The organism is Bacillus sp. FSL R5-0443 (assembly GCF_038608285.1).
GTDB lineage: Bacteria > Bacillota > Bacilli > Bacillales > Bacillaceae > Bacillus > Bacillus velezensis.
In genome coordinates, this window is record NZ_CP152013.1 from 3,455,486 (window position 1) to 3,481,229 (window position 25,744).

The 25,744-nt window shown below is 47.5% G+C and carries 22 protein-coding genes; 6 read left to right on the forward strand and 16 right to left on the reverse strand.

All coding sequences use genetic code 11. The features are described 5' to 3' along the window. Window positions 1–2 precede the first annotated feature (2 nt). Window positions 3–833, reverse strand: coding sequence for an aldo/keto reductase (locus tag NYE28_RS17435; protein ID WP_342490184.1), 831 nt, complete (start codon window positions 831–833; stop codon window positions 3–5). A 221-nt stretch (window positions 834–1,054) separates the two neighbouring features. On the opposite strand from NYE28_RS17435, the gene NYE28_RS17440 reads away from it, so the two are divergent. Continuing rightward, window positions 1,055–1,540, forward strand: coding sequence for a hypothetical protein (locus NYE28_RS17440; protein WP_012118436.1), 486 nt, complete (start codon window positions 1,055–1,057; stop codon window positions 1,538–1,540). 39 nt (window positions 1,541–1,579) lie between these two features. Here the strand turns inward: NYE28_RS17440 and NYE28_RS17445 are convergent, their stop codons facing one another. The 5 genes from NYE28_RS17445 to NYE28_RS17465 form a co-directional block, all read right to left on the reverse strand. After that, window positions 1,580–3,595: a Na+/H+ antiporter gene (locus tag NYE28_RS17445; RefSeq protein ID WP_039253862.1), complete on the reverse strand. Its 2,016-nt coding sequence runs from the start codon at window positions 3,593–3,595 to the stop codon at window positions 1,580–1,582. A gap of 348 nt (window positions 3,596–3,943) precedes the next feature. Beyond that, on the reverse strand, window positions 3,944–5,659 hold the full coding sequence (gene cysI / locus NYE28_RS17450) for an assimilatory sulfite reductase (NADPH) hemoprotein subunit (protein WP_094031277.1): 1,716 nt from the start codon (window positions 5,657–5,659) through the stop codon (window positions 3,944–3,946). Window positions 5,660–5,686: 27 nt separating this feature from the next. Continuing rightward, window positions 5,687–7,495, reverse strand: coding sequence for an assimilatory sulfite reductase (NADPH) flavoprotein subunit (locus NYE28_RS17455; protein WP_007410019.1), 1,809 nt, complete (start codon window positions 7,493–7,495; stop codon window positions 5,687–5,689). Window positions 7,496–7,669: 174 nt separating this feature from the next. Next, on the reverse strand, window positions 7,670–9,985 hold the full coding sequence (helD, locus tag NYE28_RS17460) for an RNA polymerase recycling motor HelD (RefSeq protein ID WP_342490185.1): 2,316 nt from the start codon (window positions 9,983–9,985) through the stop codon (window positions 7,670–7,672). Between the two features lie 171 nt (window positions 9,986–10,156). After that, window positions 10,157–10,765 (reverse strand): trimeric intracellular cation channel family protein, encoded by a 609-nt coding sequence (locus tag NYE28_RS17465; RefSeq protein WP_007410017.1) that lies wholly within the window; start codon window positions 10,763–10,765, stop codon window positions 10,157–10,159. A gap of 222 nt (window positions 10,766–10,987) precedes the next feature. Between NYE28_RS17465 and NYE28_RS17470 the strand changes: the two genes are divergently transcribed. After that, entirely contained in the window at window positions 10,988–11,788 is an 801-nt protein-coding gene (locus tag NYE28_RS17470) for a zinc-dependent metalloprotease (protein ID WP_015418210.1), read from the forward strand. 33 nt (window positions 11,789–11,821) lie between these two features. On the opposite strand, the gene NYE28_RS17475 is transcribed toward NYE28_RS17470, so the two are convergent. The 6 genes from NYE28_RS17475 to csoR all read right to left on the reverse strand — a co-directional run bounded on the left by NYE28_RS17475 (window position 11,822) and on the right by csoR (window position 18,381). Next, the gene (locus NYE28_RS17475) at window positions 11,822–12,241 is read right to left on the reverse strand and encodes a disulfide oxidoreductase (RefSeq protein WP_007410015.1); all 420 of its coding nucleotides are present in this window, start codon (window positions 12,239–12,241) and stop codon (window positions 11,822–11,824) included. Beyond that, window positions 12,231–12,902: a DsbA family protein gene (locus NYE28_RS17480; protein ID WP_060561955.1), complete on the reverse strand. Its 672-nt coding sequence runs from the start codon at window positions 12,900–12,902 to the stop codon at window positions 12,231–12,233. Before NYE28_RS17480 ends, NYE28_RS17475 begins: the two co-directional genes overlap by 11 nt. A gap of 117 nt (window positions 12,903–13,019) precedes the next feature. Next, window positions 13,020–15,131: a heavy metal translocating P-type ATPase gene (locus tag NYE28_RS17485; RefSeq protein WP_342490186.1), complete on the reverse strand. Its 2,112-nt coding sequence runs from the start codon at window positions 15,129–15,131 to the stop codon at window positions 13,020–13,022. A gap of 149 nt (window positions 15,132–15,280) precedes the next feature. Then, window positions 15,281–17,710 (reverse strand): heavy metal translocating P-type ATPase, encoded by a 2,430-nt coding sequence (locus NYE28_RS17490; protein WP_160223272.1) that lies wholly within the window; start codon window positions 17,708–17,710, stop codon window positions 15,281–15,283. An 83-nt stretch (window positions 17,711–17,793) separates the two neighbouring features. Next, window positions 17,794–18,000 (reverse strand): copper chaperone CopZ, encoded by a 207-nt coding sequence (gene copZ / locus NYE28_RS17495; protein WP_015240581.1) that lies wholly within the window; start codon window positions 17,998–18,000, stop codon window positions 17,794–17,796. Window positions 18,001–18,075: 75 nt separating this feature from the next. Further along, window positions 18,076–18,381, reverse strand: coding sequence for a copper-sensing transcriptional repressor CsoR (csoR, locus tag NYE28_RS17500; RefSeq protein WP_003151723.1), 306 nt, complete (start codon window positions 18,379–18,381; stop codon window positions 18,076–18,078). Between the two features lie 138 nt (window positions 18,382–18,519). Between csoR and NYE28_RS17505 the strand changes: the two genes are divergently transcribed. Beyond that, a complete protein-coding gene (locus tag NYE28_RS17505) occupies window positions 18,520–19,560 on the forward strand; it encodes an oxidoreductase (RefSeq protein ID WP_337681175.1) in 1,041 nt (346 codons plus the stop codon). 44 nt (window positions 19,561–19,604) lie between these two features. Here the strand turns inward: NYE28_RS17505 and NYE28_RS17510 are convergent, their stop codons facing one another. Both NYE28_RS17510 and NYE28_RS17515 read right to left on the reverse strand, forming a co-directional pair. Beyond that, complete coding sequence (locus NYE28_RS17510) at window positions 19,605–20,240, reverse strand: FMN-dependent NADH-azoreductase (protein ID WP_015240584.1); 636 nt, start codon at window positions 20,238–20,240, stop codon at window positions 19,605–19,607. 303 nt (window positions 20,241–20,543) lie between these two features. Then, entirely contained in the window at window positions 20,544–21,395 is an 852-nt protein-coding gene (locus NYE28_RS17515) for a helix-turn-helix transcriptional regulator (RefSeq protein ID WP_007410007.1), read from the reverse strand. Window positions 21,396–21,498: 103 nt separating this feature from the next. Between NYE28_RS17515 and NYE28_RS17520 the strand changes: the two genes are divergently transcribed. Genes NYE28_RS17520 through NYE28_RS17530 form a run of 3 tightly spaced genes read left to right on the forward strand, consistent with a single transcriptional unit; the run spans window position 21,499 to window position 23,921 of the window. Beyond that, window positions 21,499–22,716 carry an MFS transporter gene (locus NYE28_RS17520; RefSeq protein WP_192452697.1) on the forward strand — a complete coding sequence of 406 codons (1,218 nt, stop codon included), beginning with the start codon at window positions 21,499–21,501 and terminating at the stop codon, window positions 22,714–22,716. Continuing rightward, complete coding sequence (locus tag NYE28_RS17525; protein WP_007410005.1) at window positions 22,716–23,132, forward strand: carboxymuconolactone decarboxylase family protein; 417 nt, start codon at window positions 22,716–22,718, stop codon at window positions 23,130–23,132. Before NYE28_RS17520 ends, NYE28_RS17525 begins: the two co-directional genes overlap by 1 nt. A gap of 3 nt (window positions 23,133–23,135) precedes the next feature. Next, entirely contained in the window at window positions 23,136–23,921 is a 786-nt protein-coding gene (locus NYE28_RS17530; RefSeq protein ID WP_149061791.1) for an amidohydrolase family protein, read from the forward strand. 201 nt (window positions 23,922–24,122) lie between these two features. Here the strand turns inward: NYE28_RS17530 and NYE28_RS17535 are convergent, their stop codons facing one another. Together NYE28_RS17535 and NYE28_RS17540 are read right to left on the reverse strand one after the other, a co-directional pair. After that, the gene (locus NYE28_RS17535; protein WP_342490187.1) at window positions 24,123–25,451 is read right to left on the reverse strand and encodes an LLM class flavin-dependent oxidoreductase; all 1,329 of its coding nucleotides are present in this window, start codon (window positions 25,449–25,451) and stop codon (window positions 24,123–24,125) included. Beyond that, window positions 25,448–25,735, reverse strand: a complete 288-nt coding sequence (locus NYE28_RS17540; protein WP_031378341.1) for a glutaredoxin family protein — start codon at window positions 25,733–25,735, stop codon at window positions 25,448–25,450. The genes NYE28_RS17535 and NYE28_RS17540 overlap by 4 nt, the downstream gene beginning before the upstream one ends. Window positions 25,736–25,744 lie beyond the last annotated feature (9 nt).

Below are 25,744 nucleotides of genomic sequence, written 5' to 3' on the forward strand. Positions count from 1 at the left end.
TCTTAGAACAGAAGCTCGTCCGGATTCGGGCCGACACGCTCGTCTTTGTTCAATGCGCTGATCTTTTCCATTTCTTCCTGTGACAGTTCGAAATCAAAAATATCGGCATTTTCTATGATGCGGTGCTCTTTAATCGATTTCGGAATGGTAACGACTTCGTTCTGAAGATCCCAGCGCAAAATCACTTGAGCAACCGATTTGTTATGTTTTTCCGCAATTTGTGACAGCACTTCGTTATCGAGGAGCTGTCCCTGCATCAATGGAGACCAAGCTTCCACTTGAATGCCCTGCGCTTTGCAGAAATCTCTTACTTCTTTTTGAGTCAGGCGCGGGTGGAATTCAATCTGGTTGACCATCGGCTTGATTTCAGCATCTTTCAGCAGTTCTTCTAAATGATGCACTTGGAAGTTGCTGACGCCGATTGCGCGGATTTTGCCGTCTTTGTACAGCTTTTCAAGAGCGCGCCATGTGTCTTTATATTTATCCTTGCCCGGCCAGTGAATCAGGTAAAGGTCGAGGTAATCGAGGCCGAGGCGCTCAAGGCTTTTCTCAAACGCGTCAAGTGTCGTTTCGTATCCTTGATCTTCATTCCACACTTTTGACGTGATGAACAGCTCTTCTCTGGCAACGCCCGCAGCTCTGATGCCTTCGCCGACACCCTCTTCATTTTTGTAAATAGCCGCCGTATCAATGCTGCGGAAGCCGTTTCTGATTGCCGCTTCGACGGAGTCCGCCGCTACGCTTCCGTTTTCCACCTTGAAGACGCCAAGGCCGAACCACGGCATTTCAACGCCATTATGAAGCTTTACAGTATCTTTTAAGCTTTTTGCCACGTTGAACCATCCTTTCTAGTCATTATGTAAACGGTTATTATTATCTCACATTTCCGCCGTAAGAAACCAATTATACGCTCATCGTCATCACAAAAACCATCTTTAGTGCCCAAGCACCACTTCCGTTATTATTTTCCTATTTTTCAAAAATTCCGGTTAACCGGGTAACTGTCCGGGTAAATCGCTACTGTAGCCACCACACAATTGAAGGAGGAAATCATATGAAACGTATGCGTATCCCGATGTCCGTTGCCCTTGGCGCCGCTTTGTCTCTGACTCCTCTGTCCTTTGTATCCGCAAAAGAAACCCCGGTCCCTCAAAACATGGCACAGCAATCATCAGATGCCTCAGCAAAAGATGTCGGATTAAACATTGACGTTGACCTGCTCGGCATCGGCAATTCGATTGCTGACGCGATTAAGTCGGCGCAAAACCGTGACGGCTTCGTCAAAAACTTAATGGAATCTTCATTCTACGCTTCCGGACAAAAATATAACGTCATGGTGTTTAATTTAAGCCAGGAATATGAAGATCATTTTAACGGTGTTCAGTTTTACGGTTCCGCTGTTTATGACGGCATCACGTACGGCATTTGGGTGTTTGAAGACGGAAGCTTCACCAATAAAGGTGATGGCGGCTGGATCAACTGGGCCTTCAGAGGCTGGTTTGACCGCGACGGCGATCACGTCGAATTCCATCGTCCGTAATCAAAAAAAGTCCGGCGACAGATGCCGGACTTTTTTGATTTATTCATCTCCGTCAAGCATGGCCGCTTCTACATCATTGATGTATTGGCGAAGCTCATGTGACATATCGCGGGAAATTTCCCGCTCTTCGAACAATGTTTGGATTTCGTTGCGGATGGCCTGCACGGCCCGCAGTTTGATTTCGAGTTTTTGATTTTCAAAACGGCGGCTCGGACTCTGTTCGTGATACGAGTGCCCCAGCCTGAAAATCAAGTGATTGTAAAAGGAAATGACGGCAAGCGTCACATCTTTATTTTCTTCAGTCATGTGTTTTTTCAGGCTTTCAATGGCCGCTTTTGCCGTTTTAACCCTTGTGGCGCGGATGAGGCCTTCTTCATTTAAAATCGTCATTTCCGGCTTTTTTTGTTCACCGAAAAAGATCCAGTACATCAGGCGTTTCAGCTTTTTCTTAGATAAGCCGACTTTAAACGGATTCGTATACAGCACTTCCAGTTCATCAAACCGTTCCTGAAGGCTGTCAGCCGTTTCTTCCGGTATGTCGCCCCGCTCAATCAGCCGCAGCAATTCTTCCTGTTCAGCCTGTATCCCTTGGGCGCGGACTTTCCGCTCATCTTTTTTCGTGCGGTTTTTGACGGTGAACTGCTGAAATCTGAGATTTTTCATTTTCTCATTGTATTCGGCAATAACCGCAAAAGAAGCCGTTTTGTTTGTCTCATTCATATTTTCTTTAATGGCCGTTAAGGCTGCCTTTATCAGCTTCCGTCTCGCTGTCAGCAATTTGACTTTCTTCTCTTTCACATTGTCTTCCGGCTTATCTGTCAAAATCGGCAGTACGATTGTCGCCAGCACCAATGTGCACATAATAACACCCGCGGCTAAAAAGAGAATCAAATTCCGTTCAGGAAACGGTGAGCCGTCAGAGAGCACGTAAGGAATGGAAAAGGAACCCGCAAGCGTGACCGCTCCCCTGACGCCTGAAACCGAAATCAGCAGGGTCGAGCGCAGGCCGGGTTTATAAATGCTCTGATCCTTGTTAAAAAACCACTTGCCGTTCCAAAAAAACAGCACCCACAAAAACCTGAGAATCATTAACGTCAGCGTAATGACGATAATGTACCCGATGACCATCATATTGTTAAACGCGGTATCATTAAAGATGACGGAGACCACATCCGGTATTTGCGCCCCTAAAATAACGAAAACAAGACCGTTCAGAATGAACAAAATAATATTCCACGTACTTGAAGAGACGATTTGCAGTTTGACCATCGTTGATTCAAGACGGTCCTGCTCCACCGCATGCGTGATGCCGCCGGCCACAACAGCTAAAATGCCGGAAACGCCGATTTCTTCAGCCGCGAGATAGATGACGAACGGCGTCAGAATTTGAATCAGCATATGCATCGTGACATCCTGCATGCCGAGGCGGCGCAAAAACAGCCGGAAACGGATAATCAAAAAAGAAATGACGACACCGCTGAGTAAACCGCCGGCTGAAATCAGAACGAAACTGAAGGCGGCCTGCGCCAGCGAAAATGCGCCCGTCACGGCAGCCGCAATCGCAAATTTAAAAGCGACCAGGCCGGATGCGTCATTCATCAGTCCTTCTCCTTCAAGGAGACGCAGAATGCCTTTTGGCATCTTCACTCGCCCTGACAGCGCGCTGACCGCGACAACGTCAGTCGGTGACAGTATCGCCGCCAGCCCGAACGCGGCAGCCAGCGGAATGCTCGGAATCATCCAATGAATCGTGTAACCGCCGACAATCACCGTGGCAAACACGAGCCCGAGCGCAAGCAGCAGAATCGGCGCTCTTAAATTCCAAAGTTCCGCACGCGGCGTCCGTTTTCCATCGTTAAAAAGCAGCGGAGCGATAAACAAAACAAAAAACAATTCGGTATTCAGTTCAAAATGAAGCCCCTGCGGAAATGACGCCGCAATGATACCGAGCGCCACCTGAATCAAAGGCACCGGGATAAAGGGGACAAACCGATTTACGATATTTGAGATCGCGATGATGGTTAAAAGTACGAGTACGACTAAAAATATGTCCAAAGCATGACCTCCTTCATCTGCTGCATCATATCATTATTGCCTGATCTCTGCCTTTGCCAAAGGCCGGAGCCGATGATCGGGCAGATTCAATATATTTTCCGCACGCAACCATTCTTCTTTTATTTTACCCGTTTTTATTTAAAATTTCTCATAACGTGCTCACGGGGAACTTTTTTTGCCTTCAGCTACATTTTTTCCGAAAAAAGAAAAAGCCTGTTTTCTCTGAAAACAGGCTTTTTCGCAAGCTGCGTCATCTGTTTCATGACGCGGTGCAGCGTTTATGCTTCTTAGTAAAGGATAGAGAACGCACCGTCAGTGTGTCTCTATCCTTGGTTTTAAGTGCTCATCTTATTCGTGAAAATTCGTGCCGTCTGTCGTCGCTTTAATGATGCCGGCGCGGATGACGAAATCGCCGAAGTGTTCGCCTTCCTCACGCTCTTTCGCGTAGCGCGGGAGAATGGTGCGAAGCTCATTCAGAATTTCTTCTTCACCGATATTTTCCCGGTACATTTTGCTCAAACGGCTGCCGTCAAACGCCGCTCCTAAATACATATTATATTTTCCGGGCGCTTTTCCGATAAATCCGATTTCGCCGAGCGCATGGCGGGCGCAGCCATTCGGGCATCCGGTCATACGGATGGTGATTTCTTCATCCCGCAGCCCGTTTTCGTCAACAATGTCTTCAATCTTATCAATCAATTTCGGCAGATAGCGCTCGGCTTCGGCCATGGCGAGCCCGCATGTCGGAAGCGCGACGCAAGCCATTGAACTGCGGCGGAGGGCGGAATGCTGCCGGCCGTCTGTCAGACCGTATTGTTCGATTAATGCGCTGATTTGTTTCTTTTTCTGGCTCGAGACATTGCCGATAATCAGGTTTTGATTAGAGGTGAGACGGAAATCTCCCGTATGGACTTTGGCGATTTCACGCAATCCCGTCATCAGCTTATAATTCTCATAGTCCGTGACGCGGCCGCCTTCGATAAACATCGTAAAGTGCCATTTACCTTTTACACCCTTCACCCATCCGTAACGGTCGCCGTTATGGTCAAAATGATAAGGTTTCGCTTCATCCAGCTGCCAGCCGAGGCGGTTTTCCAGCTCGGCTTTTACGTTTTCCAGCCCGAGACGGTCAACAGTGTACTTGAATCTGGCATTCTTTCTGACGGAACGGTTTCCGTAATCGCGCTGAATCGTAATGGTTTTTTCCGCTACATCATACAGCTGCTCCGGTTTGCAGAAGCCGATGACTTTTGAAAGCTGCGGATAAGTGGCCGTATCGCCGTGCGTCATTCCCATACCGCCGCCGATTGCAACGTTGAATCCGATAAGACGGCCTTCCTCCACGATGGCAATGAAGCCGAGATCTTGAGAATAGACATCGATATCATTGGACGGAGGCACGGCGATTCCGATTTTGAATTTCCGCGGCAGGTACAGCGGCCCGTACATCGGTTCCGTTTCCGTGTCAGGAGTGCCCGCCACACGTTCCTCATCAAGCCAGATTTCATGATAGGCTCTCGTGCGCGGAAGAAGGTCATCGCTCAATTTCTTCGACCATTCGTATACTTCCGCATGAATTTCAGACTGGTGCGGATTTGAAGCGCACATGACGTTTCGGTTGACATCTCCGCAGGCCGCAATGGTATCAAGCAGCGCCGCATTGATTTTCTGAATCGTTTTTTTCATGTTCCATTTTAAAATTCCGTGCATTTGGAACGTTTCACGCGTTGTCAGCTTCAATGTATTGTTTCCGTATTTTTGCGCCAGTTCATCCATGACAAGCCATTGTTCCGGAGTTGACACGCCGCCTGGCATCCGAACGCGCAGCATGAACTGATAAGCCGGTTCAAGCTTTTGTTTTTGACGTTCATTACGAAGATCGCGGTCATCCTGCAAGTAGCTTCCGTGATGCTTCATCAGCCGGTTGTCATCGTCCGGGATGCCGGCTGAAATCCGGTCGAGCATGACTTCTTTCAATGTGCCGCGCAAATAATCACTTTTTTCTTTAATTTCCTCAACATCACTTGGAGGGCCTTCCGGCGCTTTTAAAATGTTGTTCACCATGCTGAATAAGCTCCTTTCAAACCAAAATCAATATACGTCACGCTGATAGCGTTTTTTCTGCTGCATGTCTGCCAGGAAGCTTTCCGCTTTTTCACGGCTCATGCCGCCTTCTTCCTGAATGATATCGAGAAGCGCCTGGTGCACGTCATGCGCCATATGCTGTTCATCACCGCAGATGTATACGGCGGCTCCCTGCTGCAGCCATTCATACAGCTCTTTGCTTTGTTCTTTCATGCGGTGCTGCACATATACTTTTTCCTCCGAATCCCGGGAAAAAGCGACGTCCATTTTTGTGAGAACACCGTTTTGCAGCCATTTTTGCCATTCCGTCTGGTACAGAAAATCAGTGACAAAGTGCTGATCCCCGAAAAACAGCCATGTTTTCCCTTCAGCTCCGGTTTCTTCACGCTCCTGCATAAAGGAACGGAACGGCGCGATGCCTGTCCCCGGCCCGACCATAATGATCGGTGTATCCGGGTTTTCCGGCAGCTTGAAGTTTTGGTTGTGCTGAATGTAAATCGGAAGCGTATCTCCCGGCTGGAGTCTTTCCGCGCACAGAATGCTGCAGACGCCTTTTCGTTCTCTGCCGTGCGCGTCATATCTGACCGCTCCGATTGTCAGATGCACCTCTTCCGGATTCGCTTCTAAACTGCTTGCGATCGAATAGAGCCGGGCCGGCATTTTACGCAGGATGGAAAGAAAGTCTTCCGCTGTCGCTTCCCACGGACCGAAATCCCGGACGAGATCAAGCAGATCACGGCCGTTGATGTACGCTTTCAGCTGCTCTTCGTTTCCTTCGGCCAGAAGTTCACTCAGCTTTTGGTCAGCCGTAAACTGTGCGGCCTTTTGCAGGAACGGTTTTGTTAAAACGGTTATTTCAAAATGAGAAGTAAGCGCATCTTTCAGCGGGAGGCGCTCTCCTTGTTTATTCACCGCCACTTCCTGTTTTGGGTCCCATTTCAGCTCATTGATCAGCTCATCAACGAGCGCCGGATCATTTTCCGGATAGATGCCGAGGCTGTCTCCGGGCTGATACGCGAGGCCCGATCCTTCAAGCGAAAGCTCGAGATGGCGTGTTTCTTTATTCGAACCGCGTCCGTTCAGATTGATGTTCTCAAGAACCTCCGCCCGAAACGGATTCGTTCTGGAATAAACGGATTCACCGAGAGCCGGCGTCTCGGCAGGCGCTTCGGCTGTTTGATTTCCCGCTCCTTCGTTCAAACCGCCGATGACCGCGTCAAGCCATTCAGAAAACGGCTCATCATAATCAAGATCGCAATCAACCCGCGGCGCAAGCTGTGTGCCGCCGAGCTCTTGAAGACGCTCGTCAAACTCTTTGCCGGTCTGGCAGAAAAATTCATACGAGCTGTCCCCGAGCGCCAAAACGGAGTAACGGAGCGCTTCAAGCTTCGGCGCGCGTCTGCCGTGAAGAAATTCATGAAAGGCCAGCGCGTTATCCGGCGGATCGCCTTCTCCGTGCGTGCTCACAACGATCAGTAAATTGTTTATTTTTTTCAGATTATTCGGCTTAAAATCGTTCATCGACGCGACGGTGACCTGGAATCCCCGTTCCTCAAGCGTCTTTACCGTCTGTTTCGCAAGACCTTCCGCATTTCCCGTTTGCGATCCGTATAATACGGTCACTTCTCTTGAAACTGCCGGGCTTTCTGCAGGAGCCGGAGCAGCCGGCGCGGCTGTTTCACCGGATTCGGACCGGGCCGCAGCCAAATAACCGCTCAGCCAGATTTTCTGTGATTCTGTCAAGGTCGGCAGAAGGCGGTTAAGGAGCTCTGCCTGCTCCTGATTAAACGGACTGTTCATGACCTGAAGTTGCAACGATATCCACCTCACAAGGAATTAAACGTAACGTACGTTATTTCTATAGGAATTGTCAAAATAATATTCTAATTGAAACTTTACCGAAAGTTTGTATGTAAGTAAAATATATAATCATGATGACAACGATTAAGATTACTAATGATAAAAAGCCCTTTGCACTTGGCAAAGGGCTTACACGAATAAGCCGGCGGGCACTTCTTTAATAAAAGGAGAGTGTTCTCCCGGAGACAATACGGTCAGATGATGCATCGCCCGCGTACAGGCCGTATATAACAGCTTACGGTCATGTTCGCTTTTGTACTGGGCAGCAGAGGCATCAGCGGCAATGACGGCGTCAAACTCAATGCCTTTTGCCAAATAAACGGGAATGACGCATACCCCTTTTTGAAAAGGCTGGTTTTCTTTATTGATCAAGCGGACACCGCTCTCGGCGCTGACCGCCTGAAACACTTTTTTGGCTTCCGCGGCCGTTTTGCAGATGACGGCGACCGTCTCCCAGCCTTTTTGTCTGAGCTCCCGGATTGTATCCGCCAATTGTTCCTGCCGCGCATTTTCTGTATCCGTGCGCAAAACACGCGGTTTTTCCCCGTTCCGGTTAAATGGCTCAATGTCATCGCCGTCAGCCAGCAGCGCTTTCGTAAATTCAACAATCTGCCGCGTCGATCTGTAAGTCCGCTTCAGGCTGACATACTTTTCTGCACCATTGCGAAAGCAGCCGGCGAGGGAAGAAGGGCCCGTAATGGTGTGGGCATAAATCGACTGGCTGACATCACCGAGCACCGTCATCTTTGCAGCTGGGAAGATGCTTTGAATATACGTGAGCTGAAACGGAGAATAATCCTGCGCTTCATCAATGAAGACGTGCTTCATTTGTGTGTTTTTTCTTTTTCCTTCTAACAGATCCTGCAAATACAGATACGGAGCGGCATCTTCATACGGAAGTGACCGTTCTGCAAATGCGTTTCTGGTCAAAGCGCCGATGCTCTCCCAATGATCGGGCTTTTCATCAGCTCCCCAGTCTGAAAACAGCCGGAGATACATCCGTTTTATATCGAGAAAGCCGAGCCGTCTGACGGCCTGCTTAATCGGTTTAAAGGCTTTGCCGACAATAATGGCGCCAAGCAGCCGCTGTTCGCGCTGATGGTCGTCAAATGCAGGTTCATCATCTGCCGCCTGCTTCTTGAGTGTTTGATAAACCTCAGCATAGTCTTCCTTATCAAGCAGCTCGCTCTCCTGCAAGACCCATTCCTTCTTACGCTCCTTTTTTTCGAGAGCGCTGATTTCCGCGAGAAGCCATTCCGCTGTCAGCTCCGCTCTGTTCGGAATCGGCAGCTGCTGATCAAGCGAATAAAAATAGTCTTCAATCCGCTCTTTTGAAATCAGGATGTCTCCCCGGAAGCTGATCTGTTTACACATCAGGCCCGAGCCGGAAAGCGAGCCGGCATAGCGGTCAATCATGGCCTGGAAAGCTGATGACGCTTTGTAAGCAATGGCTGCGAGCCTTACGGAAAGTGCGTCCTGATTTTGTTCAGTCAGGCAATATTCAAGCTGCTCGTACGGGCTTTCACAATCAAACTTTCGTCCGAGACGGCGGATGATATATTCCTGAAAGGTGGCCTGCTCCATATTCTCTTCTCCCAATTCCGGCAATACGGCGGACACATAACTGTTGAACAAAATGTTCGGGGAAAACAATACAATCTGACGGGCATCAAGCACCCCGCGCCCGCGGTACAGCAAGTAAGCGGCCCGCTGAAGCGCCGCGGATGTTTTCCCGCTTCCGGCGGCTCCCTGAACGATGAGATATTTGCTTTTTTCATCCCGGATGATTTCGTTCTGTTCTTTTTGGATGGTTGACACGATGTTTTTCATATGCTGTCCGGAATGCCCGCTCAGCACCTCTTGCAGCATTTCGTCACCAATCGTCATATCCGTGTTAAACATCGCTTTAAGCGTCCCGTTTTTAATGATAAACTGCCGCTTCAGTGTGATGTCTCCTTCTATCGTTTCTTCGGGAACTTCATAACGGGCTTTTCCCGGGGAATATTGATAGTAAAGAGATGAGATGGGCGCGCGCCAATCATAAATGAGAAATTGCTCGTTGTTTTCATCCATCAAAGAAGTCAGCCCGATATAAATCCGCTCGGAAGAGGACTCCCCTTTTTCCGTAAAATCGACACGGCCGAAGTAAGGAGAGGTTTTCAGCTTTTGGATTTTTTGAAGCTGCCGGTATTGAAGCCGATGCGTCCGTTCACGTTCTGAAAGCATTTCTGCCTGCTGTTTAATGCTTGAAAATGTCTCAGCCGCTTCGTGGGCGTCATCCATATTCACGGTGACATCATCCCAAAACGTTTTTCTCAGCCCGACAATATCCTGCTTCAATCCGCCCGATGAGGCTTCAAGATGAGTTTGTTTCTGTTCCAGTTCCTTCATGACAAAATTGATTCTTTCCTGCTCTTCTTTCCACTCTTTATCACGTTTTGCCATCAGCGGCACCTCCGACATCAAGCTGACAAATCCGGCTTTCATCATACAAACATATATGCAACATATTATTCAGCATTATGGTCAAATACCCTTTTTCTTATCATATCGGGCGTCTTTTTTTATCAGAAGCCGTTATGCAAAAAAACCGATTTCGTTTGTGAAATCGGTTTTTTACTGATCTATATGATAGGAACGATTCGGCAGGCGCCACCTGAACACATAACTGCAGATGCGGCATGCCACAAGCACAAGAAACAGCACATACAAACCGGCGGCATCCCCGGCCCAGCCGAGGCCCACGATTAACCCTCCGAGCGCGGCCCAGACTGCATAAATTTCCGCCTTGAGCACAAGCGGCTTCCTGCCCGCGAGCAAATCCCGTATGATGCCGCCCCCGCTGCCGGTGAGGACCGCTGCCGCAATCACCGCACTGAGCGGATGGCCCATTTTCACGGCATATAAAGCGCCTTGGATGGCAAACGCCGAAAGCCCGATGGCATCGGATAGGTTGCCCCATTTACTCCAATGTCTTAACAGCAGCTTCGGAAACAAAAAGACAATCGTAACTGATGCGAGAGCAATTTGAAAAAACGCGCCTTGCTCCCACAAGGCGGAGACCGGAACACCGATCAGCAGATTTCGGATCGCTCCTCCGCCGAACGCCGTTACAATCCCCAAGATGTACACGCCTAAAATATCATACTCCTCTTCCATCGCAACAATCGCTCCGCTGACCGCAAACGCAATGATGCCGATTACACTAAGCAGCTCCCAGGCCATTCCATATGCTCCTTTTTATTTGTTAAATTTTCTGACGACCATTAGATTTTATAATCGCTTTCTCTTAAAATCAACCTTATTTTTGAAAGATTCTGATTCCTAACCCGGGACAACCTCACTCGCAACAGCTGGGAGCAAGAACATTTACCTATTTTATACTATTTTAGGAGGTTTATTGGAAGTTTCATTGAATACTTTCTCTAACAAAAAGGGGGTTATGAGATGAAAATCAGTTCACTTGTTTTTCCTGTTTTATTGGCCGCCGGATTAATTCCCGGCCTGCCGTCAGCCGAAAGCCATACGCATTCGCACACTCATGCGGAGCCGGCGAAAACGGTGTATACGGACCCGCTTCCGAAAGCCGATCATTTTAAAGATCTGAAGGGCCCGGTCCAAGTCGAACAGACGGTTGACACAAAAATTCTGGATGAAAACGGCAAGCAGGTCGGCACGAAACGATTCAATGCCAATGTCAGTCAGGATAAAGCCTCGACTAAAGCCAGCACGGGCAGCCAGAAGGTCAGAGTGCTGGCGGTGGCGGACGCTGAATACCGCGCCAAATACAGCGACTGGCAAACGCGAATCGTCCAGATCGTGGAGCAGGCGGATGTTGCTTTTAACCGTGATCACAACATTGATTTCGTCGTACAGGCCGTGCAGGCTTGGAATTCCTCGGGCTCAAACAGTTCTCAGATTTTATCGAATCTCCAAGGCAGCTTCAGAAATCAAAATTATCATTTTGTCGTCGGTTTTACCGCAAAATCAAGTTTTGACGCCGGCGGTATCGCGTATGTATATAACGGCAAACCGAGCGGCCCGGCTTTCAGCGTGAACCTTGATCAAGGAACGGCCAACACGGCGAAAGCGGCACAGCACGAGTTTTCCCATAACTTCGGACTTCAGCATGACGCCCAAGGCAGCGGCATCCGCTGCGTCATGAATTATGATTATGCCTATTCCGTGGATATTTGGGACAGCTCCCATAACAGACAGATTGAGACAAACAAAGCTTGGTACAAATAATAGAAAAAGAGCCGCTCCCATGGAGCAGGCTCTTTATTTTGCCGTGCGTTCCGTTTTGACAAAACACATGCAGATAATAATGAGAATAAATGCCGTCAATGCCAGGAAAGGAATGGTAATGAAACCGAACCAGTTAATATATTCAGATGAGCAAGGCACGCCGTAGACACACGGCTTGATGCCACTGAAACCGGGCACCTTCTGCTCAAGGTAATGCATGATCGATATAAACGCGCCGATGACGGCCATCGGCAGCACGTATTTTTTTACGCGCGTGTCACCCTGGAAGGTGGCGATTCCTAAAATCAGGACAAGCGGGTACATGAGAATTCTTTGATACCAGCACAGCTCGCACGGTATGAATTTTCTGATCTCGCTGAAATATAGGCTGCCGAGCATGGCAGCAAGAGCTATCACCCAAGAAGCATATAAAAATACGATTCTATTTTTCATTTTTCAGCTCTTTCTTAATCGTTTTTGAAATCTCATCATAATCAGAGAATTCTTTAATCACTTTGTCATTTACGTAAATCGTCGGTGTCGCCGTAATGTTTAATTTATCATTCAGGTCAGTGTCAGCTTTCAGCTCTTTTGCAAATGTCTCTTTATCAAGGTTTTCCTTCAGCTTGTCAGGATCAACCTTTTTCGCGGTGCTTTTGACCGTTTTTTCAAGCAATGCAGGCGTGACCCATTCCTGTTCGCTTGACGGCTGCTGTTCAAACAGCTTTTCATGGAATGCCCAGAATGATGCCGGGTCTTCTTTCCACACCTCTTCTGAAGCAAGAGCCGCCAGACGCGAGCCGCTTCCGTGGTACATGACGTTCACAAATGAAAATTTCACGTCGCCTTTATCGATAAAATCTTTTTTGATTTTCGGAAAGATATCGCTGTTAAATACTTTGCATGACGGACACTTGTAATCTCCGAATTCAACTACCGTAACAGGGGCGCTGTCTTTGCCGAGCACGGGCTGTCCTTTAATGGAAGGCTGTTCGGCGACTGTTTCGCCCGCTTTTTCCGTTTGGTTGTTAATAATTACGATGGCCGCAAATAAAACGACAACGATTAACGTCAGAATCACCGCAAATTTCGCAGACGATTGTTTCTTTTTCACTCAGACACCTCATTGTTTTTAAAATAAAAAAGAAGCGGATGCCGGATGGCCCGCTTCTCTATTTTACCAAGACAACCTTGTTTAAGAAAACCCTGAAAAACGAATTATCTTTGACAATTATTCCGCTTTCACTCTCATGACGCGCATCGCGTTGGCAACGGCGATCAGCGTGACGCCTACATCTGAAAAGACCGCTTCCCACATGGTGGCGAATCCGAATGCGCCAAGCAGGAGAAAAATGATTTTTACGCCTAAAGCAAATCCGATGTTCTGCCAGACGATCCGGCGTGTTCGGCGTGCAATCCGGATGGCTTCGGCTGCTTTTGACGGCTGGTCTGTCATCAGGACGACATCGGCCGCTTCGACGGCGGCATCAGAGCCGAGAGCCCCCATGGCAGCTCCGATGTCAGCTCTGGCAAGCACAGGCGTATCATTAATCCCGTCGCCGACAAACATCAGTTTTTCATTCGGTAAAAGCGCCGCTTCAAGTTCTTCGACGCGGTCTACCTTGTCACCCGGCAAAAGCTCTGTGTACACGTCATCAATACCGAGCTCTCGGCCGACAGCTTCTCCGGTCTGCTTTGAATCACCCGTCAGCATCACTGTCCGCTTCACGCCGAGCGCTTTTAAATTGGCAATGGCCTGTTTGGCGTCCTCTTTGATTTCATCGGCGATCACGATCGCCCCCGCATACTGCTGATCAACGGCGACATAGACGACGGTTCCGTTGTTTTCAGCTGTGCCGGAAGCGATTTGTTCTTTTGCCATCAGTTTTTGATTTCCGGCTAAAATCGTTGATCCGCCGGTTTTCACCCGAATGCCGTGTCCGGGTATTTCTTCATATTCTTCAATCTCCTCAGCCGAGAGCGGTTGATTGTAAGCTTCACGGATGGAAGAAGCAATCGGATGATTGGAATGGGCTTCTGCAAGCGCGGCCGCATGAAGCAGGCTGTCTTTCGTAAATCCCGCCGCCGGTTTGATATCAGTAACGGCGAAATTGCCTTTCGTTAAGGTTCCCGTTTTATCAAACACGGCGTATGCCACCTGATTGAGCGCTTCTAAATAGTTGCTTCCTTTCACGAGCACCCCTGCTTTAGACGCAGCTCCGATACCGCCGAAAAACCCGAGCGGAATGGAGACGACGAGTGCGCACGGACAAGAAATCACAAGGAAAATCAGCGCGCGGTACACCCAGTCGGATAGCGCGGCTGAAGGCACGAGAAGCGGCGGTAAAAAGGCGAGAAGCACCGCAACAATGACAACAACCGGTGTATAATACTTGGCAAACTTCGTAATAAAGTTTTCCGTTTTCGCTTTGCGTCCGGCCGCATTTTCGACCAGATCCAATATTTTTGACACGGCAGAGTCTTCATATCCTTTAGAGGTTTCAATATGAAGCACGCCGTTCTGATTCATAAATCCGGCCATCACATCTTGCCCCGGCTCCGCTTTTCTCGGCACGGATTCGCCCGTTAAAGCGGATGTATCAACCATCGAAGAACCGCTCAGCACCTTTCCGTCCAACGGAATCCGTTCTCCGGGATTCACGACGATGACCTGTCCGACTTTGACGTCCTGCGGCGGAACGGCAGTCATGCCGTTTTCCGTTTTCACATTGGCGTACTCAGGACGGATGTCCAATAACGCGCTGATCGATTTTCTGGATCGGCTGACGGCCGCTCCCTGAAACAATTCACCGATTTGGTAGAACAGCATGACCGCGACGCCTTCCGGATACTGATGAATCATAAATGCGCCGATCGTGGCAAGCGCCATCAGAAAATGCTCATCAAATACCTGGCCGCGGACAATGTTTTTTCCCGCTCTGGCTACGATATCGCCGCCGATAATCAAATATGAAGCAAAAAAGAGCAGAAACTCAAGGACGGCGCTCGTGTGCGCGAAGTAAGCGATGACGGCCAAAACGGCTCCCGCAGCCAGCCTCACTAACATCAGCTGCAGCTTTTTGCGGTATTCATCCTCGCCGGGTTTGTCTTCGTGCTTCGAACGAACGGTCACATGAGGATCAATGGACTTTACTTTTTTCGCGACTTCGTCTTTCATCCATTGCTCGTTTTTGCCGCCGGCTGAGACCGTGATGGTGCTTGCCGCAAAATTGACAGCACAGCCGTCTATGCCGTCAATGGCTTTTACGCCGTTTTCTATTTTTTTTGCACAGTTGCTGCAATCAAGTCCGTCTAATACAAATTCACCTTTGGCTGCTTTCATTTTCGACTCACCCTACTTTCCGTAATAGGATTCCCATAACATCAATACAGCTAAACGAATTTATATATATGAACATATACTCATATATGTGTTTTCTCTATTATATGCAGGCTTTGAATAAAGTGTCAATAAAAAAGACAAAACAGGCCTCAGCCTATTTTGTCTTTTTTTACCCTCTGTAAACGCAAAGCATTAAGGACGACCGATACTGAGCTGAACGCCATGGCAGCGCCTGCCACCCACGGGGCCAGAAAGCCGGACGCCGCAATCGGAATGCCGATGCTGTTGTATCCCAATGCCCAGCCTAAATTCTGCTTGATGTTTCTCATGGTCAGCCTGCTCATGCCGATGGCGTCGGCAATGCCGTTCAGGTCACCGCGGATCAGCGTAATATCCGCCGCTTCCATTGCGATATCTGTGCCGGTGCCGATGGCCATTCCGATATCGGCCACAGCCAGCGCCGGAGCATCATTGATGCCGTCACCGACCATCGCCACGCGCCGGCCTTCTTTTTGCAGCCGGGAAATTTCCGCCGCCTTTTGTTCGGGAAGCACTTCAGCGATCACGCTGCCGATGCCCGCGGCTTTTGCAATGGCTTCCGCGGTCTTTTTGTTGTCACCGGTCATCATGATGACGTCAAGGCCCATATCATTCAGGCGTTTCACCGCGGCCGGAGATGTGTCTTTGATTGTATCGGCGACTGCGATAAGCCCCGCCGCTTTGCCGTCTGCCGCAATAAGCATCACCGTTTTTCCTTCCGCCTCCAAGCGGGCCATGTGCGGAAGCAGCGCCTCATGTTCGATGTGTTCCGATTCCATCAGCCGTCTTGATCCGGCTAGAATCGTTCTGCCGTCAGCCTCGGCGTATATTCCGGAACCGATCCGGGCTTGGAACCGGGTGATTTTCGGGATGGCAATCCCCCGTTTTTCGGCTCCTGACACGATGGCTTCTCCAAGCGGGTGCTCTGATCCCGTTTCGGCGGCCGCCGCCAGCCGCAGGAGTTCCTCTTCGTTCATTCCCTCTGCCGGTACGGCGTCTGTCAGAACCGGTCTGCCGTTTGTCACCGTTCCTGTTTTATCCAGTACGATGGTCGTCAGACGCTGTGTTTTTTCTAAATGCTCTCCGCCTTTAAAAAGAATGCCGAATTCAGCTGCGCGGCCGGAGCCCGCCATAATGCTCGTCGGAGTGGCAAGCCCGAGTGCGCACGGACAGGCAATGACAAGCACGGCGATGAATTTGCCGATCGCTTCAGAAAACTGTCCCGGCGCCGCCCATACATACCAAATGAGAAAAGTCAGCACGGCCAGCCCCAGCACAATCGGGACGAAAATGCCTGAAATGTGATCCGCGAGCCGCTGAATGGGCGCTTTTGATCCTTGGGCTTCTTCTACGATTTTAATAATGTGTGCAAGCGCGGTATCTTTCCCGACATTCACCGCTCTGATTTTGAGAAAGCCGTTTGCATTGATCGTCGCCCCGGTGACAGTGCTTCCGGGAGACTTATCGACAGGCATGCTCTCCCCCGTAATCATCGATTCATCAATTGCGGAATGGCCTTCAATCACTTCGCCATCGACAGGAACACGTTCTCCCGGTTTCACATATACGATATCCCCCGTCCGGACCTCGTCAATCGGAATCACCTGTACCTTCCCTTCCCGCTCAACCGCCGCCGTCTTCGCCTGAAGCTTCATTAACTTTTTAATCGCTTCTGATGAGCGGCCTTTCGCTTTCATCTCTAAAAGCTTTCCAAGCAAAATCAAAGTCAGCAAAATGGCGCTTGTTTCATAATAAAGCCCCTCAACATGTCCGTCTCGTCCGAGAGACGCAATCGTCATGTACAGGCTGTATGCGTAAGCGGCCGTCGTCCCGAGCGCAACGAGAACATCCATATTGGCGCTTTTGTTTCTCAGCGCCTTGTACGCTCCCATATAAAAAGGCCAGCCGATGACGAGCTGCACCGGGGTGGCAAGCGCGAATTGCAGCCACGGATTCATCAGGATATCCGGCATCCAGATAAAAGAAGTAAAAGAAAAATGGCTGACCATCGACCAGAGAAGCGGAAAGGAGAGAACGGCAGAAAATATCAGCCTGATCAGCTGCTTTCGCTGCTCTTTCTCCTTTTGGGATAATCCGCCGTCTTGGCCGTCCGCTTCCTTTTCTTCTAATCGGTAGCCGAGTTTTGCCACGGTCTCTTTCAGCTCTTTCGGTGTCACCTCTTTCGGATTGTATTCAACGGTGACCGTTTCCAAAGCGAAATTCACCGGTGCGCCCACAACGCCCTCTGTTTTGTTCAGGCGCTTTTCAATCCGATTGGCGCAAGCGGCGCACGTCATGCCTTCAATCTGAAACTCGGCTTTTTCCGTCACAACATGGTAGCCGAGTTTTTCAATTTTATCCTTTATGGCGCCAGCTTCGATTTTGTCAGGCTGATAGGAAATATTTGAGGTCTCAAGCGCAAGATTGACGGAAGCGTCATTGACGCCGTCCATCCGTTTCAGCCCTTTTTCAATTCTTGAAGCGCAGGCGGCGCATGTCATGCCTCCCACTTGAATGGTCATCTCTTTCGGTTCACTCAATGCCCTCACCTCTTCTCACAAACCCCCAGGGGGTATCATTTTCATAAAAGAAAACCGCGCCCGTTCCCGAAGCGCGATAAACCTTATACGACGTCATACCCTTGATCTTCAATCGCGTCTTTTATATCTGATACGGAGACTTTGTTCTCATCAAACGTCACATCCACCTGTCCGGCTTCCAATTTCACCTGAACCGCCGTCACTCCGTTCAGTTCTCCTACTCCGGTCTCTACTGCTTTGACGCAGTGCTGACATGACATGCCTTCGACTTGCAGTGTTTTTTGTTCCATGATAATTCCCTCCACGTCTTGTTTTTTCTTCTTCATGTTACCATACCCCTGTAGGGTATTTCAAAACATTTTATTTTATGATTTTGCGATTTTTTTCACAACATCAAGCAGCTCGGCAATCGCCTGCTCCCCGTTTCCGCTCTCAATGGCGCCGGCTACGCAGTGATGGGCGTGATCTTCCAGCAGATGAAACGCGACTTTCTGCATGGCCGCCTGTACGGCTGAAATCTGCACGAGAATATCCACGCAGTATCGTTCGTTATCCACCATATTCTGAATGCCCCTGACTTGGCCTTCAATCCGTTTCAGCCGGTTCAGGATCTGGTCTTTTTCTTTGGCGCTTTTATGATTTAACGATTGATGCTCGGTATGTTTGTCCATTTTCCACCTCGGTTTTTTTCTTCGTTATCTTCATTATACAGACTTGAAAATCCGGTGTAAAAAATTTTCAACACACAAGTTTTACCAGTACACCCGCGGGGTATATAATGTTATCACTTATCAAGAGGGGGAAACTCATTGAAAACGATACAAGTCGGCATATTGGGATATGGTTTGTCGGGTAAAGTTTTTCATGCGCCGCTTTTGGACGTCCTTGATGATTATCAGATCAAAAAAGTCATGACGTCCAGAACGGATGAGGTCAAACGTGATCTGCCGGGGGCTGAAGCCGTGCGCGCGATTGAAGACATTACCGGTGATCCTGACATTGATCTCGTCATCGTCACGACACCGAGCGGAATGCATTATGAATCAGCGATGAAATGTCTCCTGGCGGGAAAACACACCGTCGTGGAAAAACCGATGACGGCGACTTCAGCAGAAGCGGAGGAGCTGAGTAGAACGGCTGAAAATAAAGGCGTCTTGCTGAGCGTGTACCACAACCGGCGCTGGGACAATGACTTTTTAACAATACAAAAGCTGATTCGGGACGGGGCGCTTCAAGACATTCATACATATCAAGTCAGCTACGATCTATACAACCCGGTTGTACAGGAAAAATGGCGCGAAAAGAACGCACCCGCCACGGGAACGCTGTATGATCTCGGTTCACATATTATTGACCAGACACTTCTGCTTTTCGGAATGCCGAAATCCGTCACCGCACATGTGATGAAACAGCGGGACAACAGTGAAACCGTTGATAATTTTCTGGCCGCGCTCCATTACGGCAAACTTCAGGTCATTCTTCAATCCGGCTCCATGAATGCGGCAAGCGGCCCGCGCTATCAGATTCACGGACGGAATGCAAGCTTTATCAAATACGGAATGGATGGACAGGAAGATGCGCTTTCAGCGGGCAAAAAGCCGATTGACGACAGCTGGGGCGCCGATGATCCTGACAACTTCGGAGAGCTGACAATCGCAGCGGATGAAAAACGGCATACAGAAACAATCCCCTCTGAGAACGGCTCTTACCTTACGTACTACAAACTGCTGGCAGACAGCATCTTAAACGGAAAACCGCTTCCCGTTACGGCAAAAGAAGGCATCGATGTCATCCGTGTCATTGAAGCGGCGATGAAAAGCAGCGAACAAAAACGGACGATTGCCCTTTAATATGAAAAACCTCCCAGCCGTACGGCGGGGAGGTTTTTTTAAGATCAGAATGATTTTCCGGCTTCTTTCGCGCGGGCAATCGCATCTTCTTTAATTTGCTGTGCTTTATTCGGTTCAGCATTATGGCCTTCAACGATTAATCCGTCAAAAGAAGGAACGCCGAAGAAGTTCATCATGATGCCGATGTAACGGTGGCCCATTTCCATGTCAGCCGCCGGTCCTTCAGAGTAATAGCCTCCGCGCGCCTGAATGTGGAGCGCTTTTTTGTCTGTCAACAGACCGATCGGGCCTTGCTCTGTATATTTGAATGATTTTCCGGCTACAGCCACAGAATCAAGGTACGCTTTCATAACAGGCGGGAATGAGAAGTTCCAAAGCGGTGTGACGAATACGTATTTGTCAGCTGCCGCGAATTGATCGCTCAGCTCGTTCAGACGGCTGACTTTCGCTTTTTCGTTTTCAGAAAGCTCTTCAAAACCTGTGCCGGATTGAAGTTTCCCCCAGCCGCTGAATACATCCGCGTCGATATGAGGAATGTTCTCTTTGTAAAGGTCGATATGTACAACCTCATCATTCGGGTTTGATTCTTTATAAGAATCGATAAACGCTTTTCCTGTCGCCATGCTGTAAGATGTCTTTTCATCATGAGGATGAGCAGTGATATAAAGTACTTTTGCCATTGTAAACAGCCCTTTCGTTTTCAGATTACACACACATTTATTATGAAATATGAATGTTTTTTTATACTGATCAGTTCTGTAATAATTATAGTTACAAAAAAATCTTTTCGCAACAATAATATCTCGAAATCAGTATATTTTTTTCAAATTTCGACAAAGAAAAGACCGATTTTGACCATGTTAAGCCTAAATCGGCTGTTTCATTTCAGACAGTTGTGTGGAATTTATCCATGCAAAATGTTCCTGCTCTTATATTAGAGACAAACGAATTCCGCTTCATACGTTCGAATTTATCACACTCTTTTATTGCAGGTCTGCTTGCCAGTTTAACAAATGCTTCATTTTCTGTTCTGTTTCACCTTCTTGGCGAGGTTGGTAAATGGTTAATTTTAGTTCAGGGGCATCGTACACTTGAAGAGTAATATGATCCATAATCATTTCTCCAACTAAAGGATGCAGCAGTGTTTTTTTGCCGCAAGGAGTACCTAGAACTTCATGTTTGGACCACCAATTACGAAACTCAGGGCTCTTATTGGTAAGTTCTTTAATGATATCTTTAAACCACTCATCACCGACAAAACGTGTATAGGCTAAACGAAATTGAGCAATCAAGCGTTGCGCATGATCTTCCCAATTAAGAAAGAGGTCTCGGTATTCTTTAGACGTAAAGCAACGCCAGACTGCATTACGATCTCGATCATTCATTTTATTAAAGTCACCAAAAACCACGGCAGCAGCTTTATTCCAGCTTACTATGTTCAATTTTTCGTCGGTTACATATGTAGGGCAGTATTCTAATTGACTCAATACATTTTTCAGGACGCTATTTACACTTTCAACGAGAGGTCTTCCCACCTTAGATAGCAATGGCCGATTTGCTAATAAAAATAGATGCTCTTTTTCCTCTTCATTTAACCTGAATACACGCGAAATAGCCTCCAATACGTCTGAAGATACCTGTATATCACGTCCTTGCTCTAACCATGTATACCAGGTTACTCCTATTCCTGCCAGCTGAGCTGCTTCTTCTCGGCGCAGTCCTTCTGTTTTTCTGCGCGGACCAATAGGTAAACCAAAGTCTTGAGGAGATAATCGCGCCCGTCGTGTTTTTAAGAAATCCCCTAGTTCTTTCCTTCTTTCTTTGTCACTTAACATGAACTTCTCCCCTTATAAGTAGTAGTTTTAATAATAGGATAAACACACTCCTATTCCCATTATAAACCTTCATCTATTCTAATAAATGAAGGAGGTGAGTTTTATGGTTTTCAAAAATAGGGCTGAGCCTTTCCCAAAAGGATTAGTTCTCCTCATGGCTGCAGCATGTGGTTTTACAGTAGCTAATGTCTATTTAAATCAAACGCTCTTAGTCAGTATGGCAAATACTTTTCACGTTTCTGAAAACTATATAGGAATTGTAGCAACTTTAACTCAAGTGGGATATGCATTGGGAAATCTTTTATTGGTACCATTAGGTGACATTTTTGAACGGAGAAAATTGATCCTAAGTTTATTATCTATTGTATGTATAATTTTAGCCGCAACTGCTTTATCAATGAATGTAACGTGGCTGATTGCAGCAAACTTAATTCTTGGATTTGTTACCATAGTCCCTCAAATTATTGTTCCTCTTGCTGCTAATTTAGCTTCAGAAGAGAACAGAGGAAAAGTGTTAGGGAATGTTGCCATTGGCTTAGTGTGTGGGATTTTAGGCGCTCGATTTATCAGTGGTTTTGCAGATTCCCATTTTGGATGGAGATCAATGTATTGGGCTTCTTTTGCTGGCACAATGATAATGATCATTTTAATGGCAATGTATCTTCCAAAAAGCAAAGGAAATCATGCAATGCAGTATAAAACATTACTTGCATCTTTAGGCCCGTTATTTAAAAAGGAAAAAGTGTTGCAAAAAGCTTGCCTGAGTCAAGGAATGATGTTTGGTTCCTTTAGTGCCTTCTGGACAACTCTTATTTTTTTATTAAATACTTCTCCGTATTCTTATGGGAGCACCGCGGCAGGTTTAATAGGTTTAGTGGGAATAGCTGGAGCCTTTGCAACTCCCATGATTGGCCGGGTGATCGATAAAAAAGGATCAAAATTTGCTAATACCTTATGTATGTTTATTTCTTTAATCGCTTTTCTGACCTTAATATTCTTAGGATATTGGTTACCGGGATTACTCCTTGGCGCACTATTAGTAACAGTTGGCACGCAAGCAAATCAAGTTGCTTGTCAAGCTGCTATCTTTCAACTATCTTCTGAAAAGAGAAGCAGATTAAATGGTTTATACATGGTATCTACATTCTTAGGCGGATCTTTAGGATCATATCTAGGTGTACTTGCTTGGAGCAAATGGCATTGGTATGGAGTATGTACAGTTGGGATACTCATGATAGGTATTGCTTTTAGTTCCTTATTTAGCTTACCTAAAAAAAGAACAGTAAAAAATAGAGAATTCGAGAAAGGAAGTCATATCTAATGTCTGAAAATACAGAAAACTACAAAAAGGGATTGGAAGTTCTATCAAAAATAGATCCGCACAACTATCAAAATATCGTGAACAGTTTTAAAGATTCAGCAGCACCTGACTTGGGAACTTTGGCTGTGGAATTTAATTACGGTCAAATTTTTTCCAGACCGGGATTAGATTTAAAATCCCGCCTTCTTGCAGCAGTTGCTGGTCTAACTGCTTTAGGAAATACGGAACAATTAAAATTTTATATTAACGGAGCTTTAAATGTCGGATGGACCGAAGAAGAAATTGTGGAAGCTATGATGCAAATGTTAATTTATGCAGGCTTTCCTGTCGCATTAAATACCATTTTAACAATAGCTACTGAAGTATTTTCTAAAAGACGAAATCAGCTGTCAGCCAATTTATTGGAAGGAGAGTAAAAAATGATCATTGATAGTCATGCCCACGTAGTTCTACCTGTAGAAAAACACATTGAAATGATGGTTTCAAGCGGGATAGATAAAACTATTTTATTCTCTACGCTTGTTCATCCAGAAAAAAGTGAAAGCTACGATGAATTTATTCAGGAAATGGATGTACTGAATCAAATTTTAAATAACGAAATAAATCCCCTAGAAGCACGATCAAAAGCTTTAGAAGAATTGAGGGATGCTATCGCAAAATATCCTGACCGTTTTATTGGATTTGGATCAGTTCCCCTTTTAAGTTCCTCCGGAGAACTGCATGATTGGGTTGAGAAGATTGTAAAAGATTATAAAATGAAGGGACTTGGAGAATTCACCCTTGGTTCAGGTCAAATTAAAATGCTTGAGCCTGTATTCCAGGCAGCTAGTGATTATAATTCCTTTCCGATTTGGGTGCATACATTCCATCCACTCAATTTAAATGATATTCGGGAATTGTTCGCTTTAACTCGAAAATATCCCACTGTCCCTGTAATCTATGGCCATTTGGGAGGAATTCATTGGCTGCAAGTTATTGCATTAACAAAAGAAACAAAGAACGCCTACCTAGATATCTCTGCATTTTATACAACCTATGCATTATCTTTGGCTATAAAAGAACTCCCAGAGAAAACTTTATTTAGTTCTGATTTTCCATATGGTGATCCATTCCTAAATAAGTTGGCAGTTGAACGCCATGCTTCAAGTGAAGAAGTCGTACAACGAGTACTAGGCGGAAATATTGCAAACCTCTTAAAGATTTAACTTATTTTTATAACAATTTCTTAAGGAATATAAGTTTGAAGGATTGCATTCAGCAGGTTTTCATTCCTTACGTCTTTTAAATAATAAAGAGCCGATTTACTCTTAACGGTTAACGGGGTAAATCGGCTCTTTTCTTATCCAAAATGCTGGCGGGATCCCTTTAATGACGGGAATGGCAAGCAGCAGAAAAAGCAGAAACATTTAGTTTCTGCTCAACATCGGATTTGATTTACAGACCGGAATATCCAACCCGAGATTCCCCCGCAGTGTATCGGCCGGATAGCTTTTTCGGTACAGCCCCTTTTCCTGGAGGATCGGTATGACTTGATCCACAAAGGCTTCAAGCATGCCCGGGATGTCAGAATGAATAATAAATCCGTCCGCCGCTTCCCGCTGAAACCATGTTTCTATTAATGATGCCACACGTTCCGGTGTCCCGATAAAGTTGGTTCGCGGAAATGCGGCTTCGCGCGCCACTTGACGCAGCGTAAGATTCCGGGCTTTCGCCTCCCTTTTGATACGGTCTGTCGTGCTTTGAAACGCGTTTTTCCCGACGTCGCCCAAATCAGGGAACGGCTCATCCAGCGGAAAACGGCTCAGATCATAATCGTCAAAAAATCTGGCCACATATTTAACGGCGTTCTCTATCGGAATCAGCTCGGCGAATTCTTGGTATTTCGCTTCCGCTTCTTCTTGTGAGCCGGCTATAATCGGACTGATTCCCGGAAAGATCCGCAGCTTGGTAGCGTCCCGGCCGTAATCCGCCGCCCGCTTCTTCACATCATCATAAAAAGCCTTCGTTTCCTCAAGTGAATTGGAGTGCGTAAAGACTGCATCTGCATTCCTCGCGGCAAACGACCGGCCGGTTTCTGAAGACCCCGCTTGGAAAACGACCGGCTCTCCCTGTTTGGACCGGCCGATATTCAGCGGACCCTCCACTTGAAAATACTCGCCTTTGTGATACAGGCGATGCAGTTTGTCAGGGTCAAAAAATTGCCCGGTTTCTTTGTTGCGGACGAAGGCATCTTCTTCCCAGGAATTCCACAGACCGCGCACCACGTCCACATGTTCCTGGGCGATGGCGTAGCGCCGGCTGTGGTCGGGAAGGCTTTCTTTGCTGTGATTGCGCGCGGCTCCCGCCTGCGGAGAGGTGACGAGATTCCAGCCCGCCCGGCCGCCGCTGATATGGTCAAGAGACATCAGCTGTCTTGCGATGGTGAACGGCTCAATGAACGATGTGGAAAATGTGCCGATTAAACCAAGATGGGTTGTAGAGGCGGCAAGCGCCGATAAGATAGTGATCGGCTCAAACCGATTTAAGAAATGCGGGATGGACTTTTCAGAAATGAACAAGCCGTCCGCAATAAAAGCAAAGCTGAACAGCCCTCTTTCAGCAGTCTGCGCTTTTTGCCTGTAAAACGCCGCATTCGTGCTTGCTGTCGGATCGGCGTCGGGATGACGCCAGCCGTCCGTTGTGCCGCCGACACCGTGAATCATGGCTCCGAATTGAATTAGATCCGTCCGGCTCATTTTCTCTCCCCCTTTTTCCCCTCGTAATCGGCAAGCGCCCGTTCTACATGTTCAATGCCGACTTGAGTAACGGCCTGATACACACGGCTGTCACCGCTGCCGAGTTCAACGACGGGGACATGACGGATTCCGTATTTCATCTGCAGCACGTCACGCAATTCGTCCCGCTCTGTCACATCAATTGTTTCGTACGCAATGGCCTTTTCCCGCAAATATCCTTTCACTTCATCGCAATACGCACAGCCCTGTTTGCTCCAGACCACAACGTTTACTTCATGACTCATGTTCATCCC

Coding starts and splice junctions, on each gene's coding strand:
- NYE28_RS17440 (WP_012118436.1), top strand. CDS start 1,055: ATGAAACGTATGCGTATCCCGATGTCCGTTGCCCTTGGCGCCGCTTTG.
- cysI (WP_094031277.1), bottom strand. CDS start 5,659: ATGGTGAACAACATTTTAAAAGCGCCGGAAGGCCCTCCAAGTGATGTT.
- helD (WP_342490185.1), bottom strand. CDS start 9,985: ATGGCAAAACGTGATAAAGAGTGGAAAGAAGAGCAGGAAAGAATCAAT.
- NYE28_RS17465 (WP_007410017.1), bottom strand. CDS start 10,765: ATGGCCTGGGAGCTGCTTAGTGTAATCGGCATCATTGCGTTTGCGGTC.
- NYE28_RS17470 (WP_015418210.1), top strand. CDS start 10,988: ATGAAAATCAGTTCACTTGTTTTTCCTGTTTTATTGGCCGCCGGATTA.
- NYE28_RS17475 (WP_007410015.1), bottom strand. CDS start 12,241: ATGAAAAATAGAATCGTATTTTTATATGCTTCTTGGGTGATAGCTCTT.
- NYE28_RS17485 (WP_342490186.1), bottom strand. CDS start 15,131: ATGAAAGCAGCCAAAGGTGAATTTGTATTAGACGGACTTGATTGCAGC.
- copZ (WP_015240581.1), bottom strand. CDS start 18,000: ATGGAACAAAAAACACTGCAAGTCGAAGGCATGTCATGTCAGCACTGC.
- csoR (WP_003151723.1), bottom strand. CDS start 18,381: ATGGACAAACATACCGAGCATCAATCGTTAAATCATAAAAGCGCCAAA.
- NYE28_RS17510 (WP_015240584.1), bottom strand. CDS start 20,240: ATGGCAAAAGTACTTTATATCACTGCTCATCCTCATGATGAAAAGACA.
- NYE28_RS17515 (WP_007410007.1), bottom strand. CDS start 21,395: ATGTTAAGTGACAAAGAAAGAAGGAAAGAACTAGGGGATTTCTTAAAA.
- NYE28_RS17520 (WP_192452697.1), top strand. CDS start 21,499: ATGGTTTTCAAAAATAGGGCTGAGCCTTTCCCAAAAGGATTAGTTCTC.
- NYE28_RS17525 (WP_007410005.1), top strand. CDS start 22,716: ATGTCTGAAAATACAGAAAACTACAAAAAGGGATTGGAAGTTCTATCA.
- NYE28_RS17530 (WP_149061791.1), top strand. CDS start 23,136: ATGATCATTGATAGTCATGCCCACGTAGTTCTACCTGTAGAAAAACAC.
- NYE28_RS17535 (WP_342490187.1), bottom strand. CDS start 25,451: ATGAGCCGGACGGATCTAATTCAATTCGGAGCCATGATTCACGGTGTC.
- NYE28_RS17540 (WP_031378341.1), bottom strand. CDS start 25,735: ATGAGTCATGAAGTAAACGTTGTGGTCTGGAGCAAACAGGGCTGTGCG.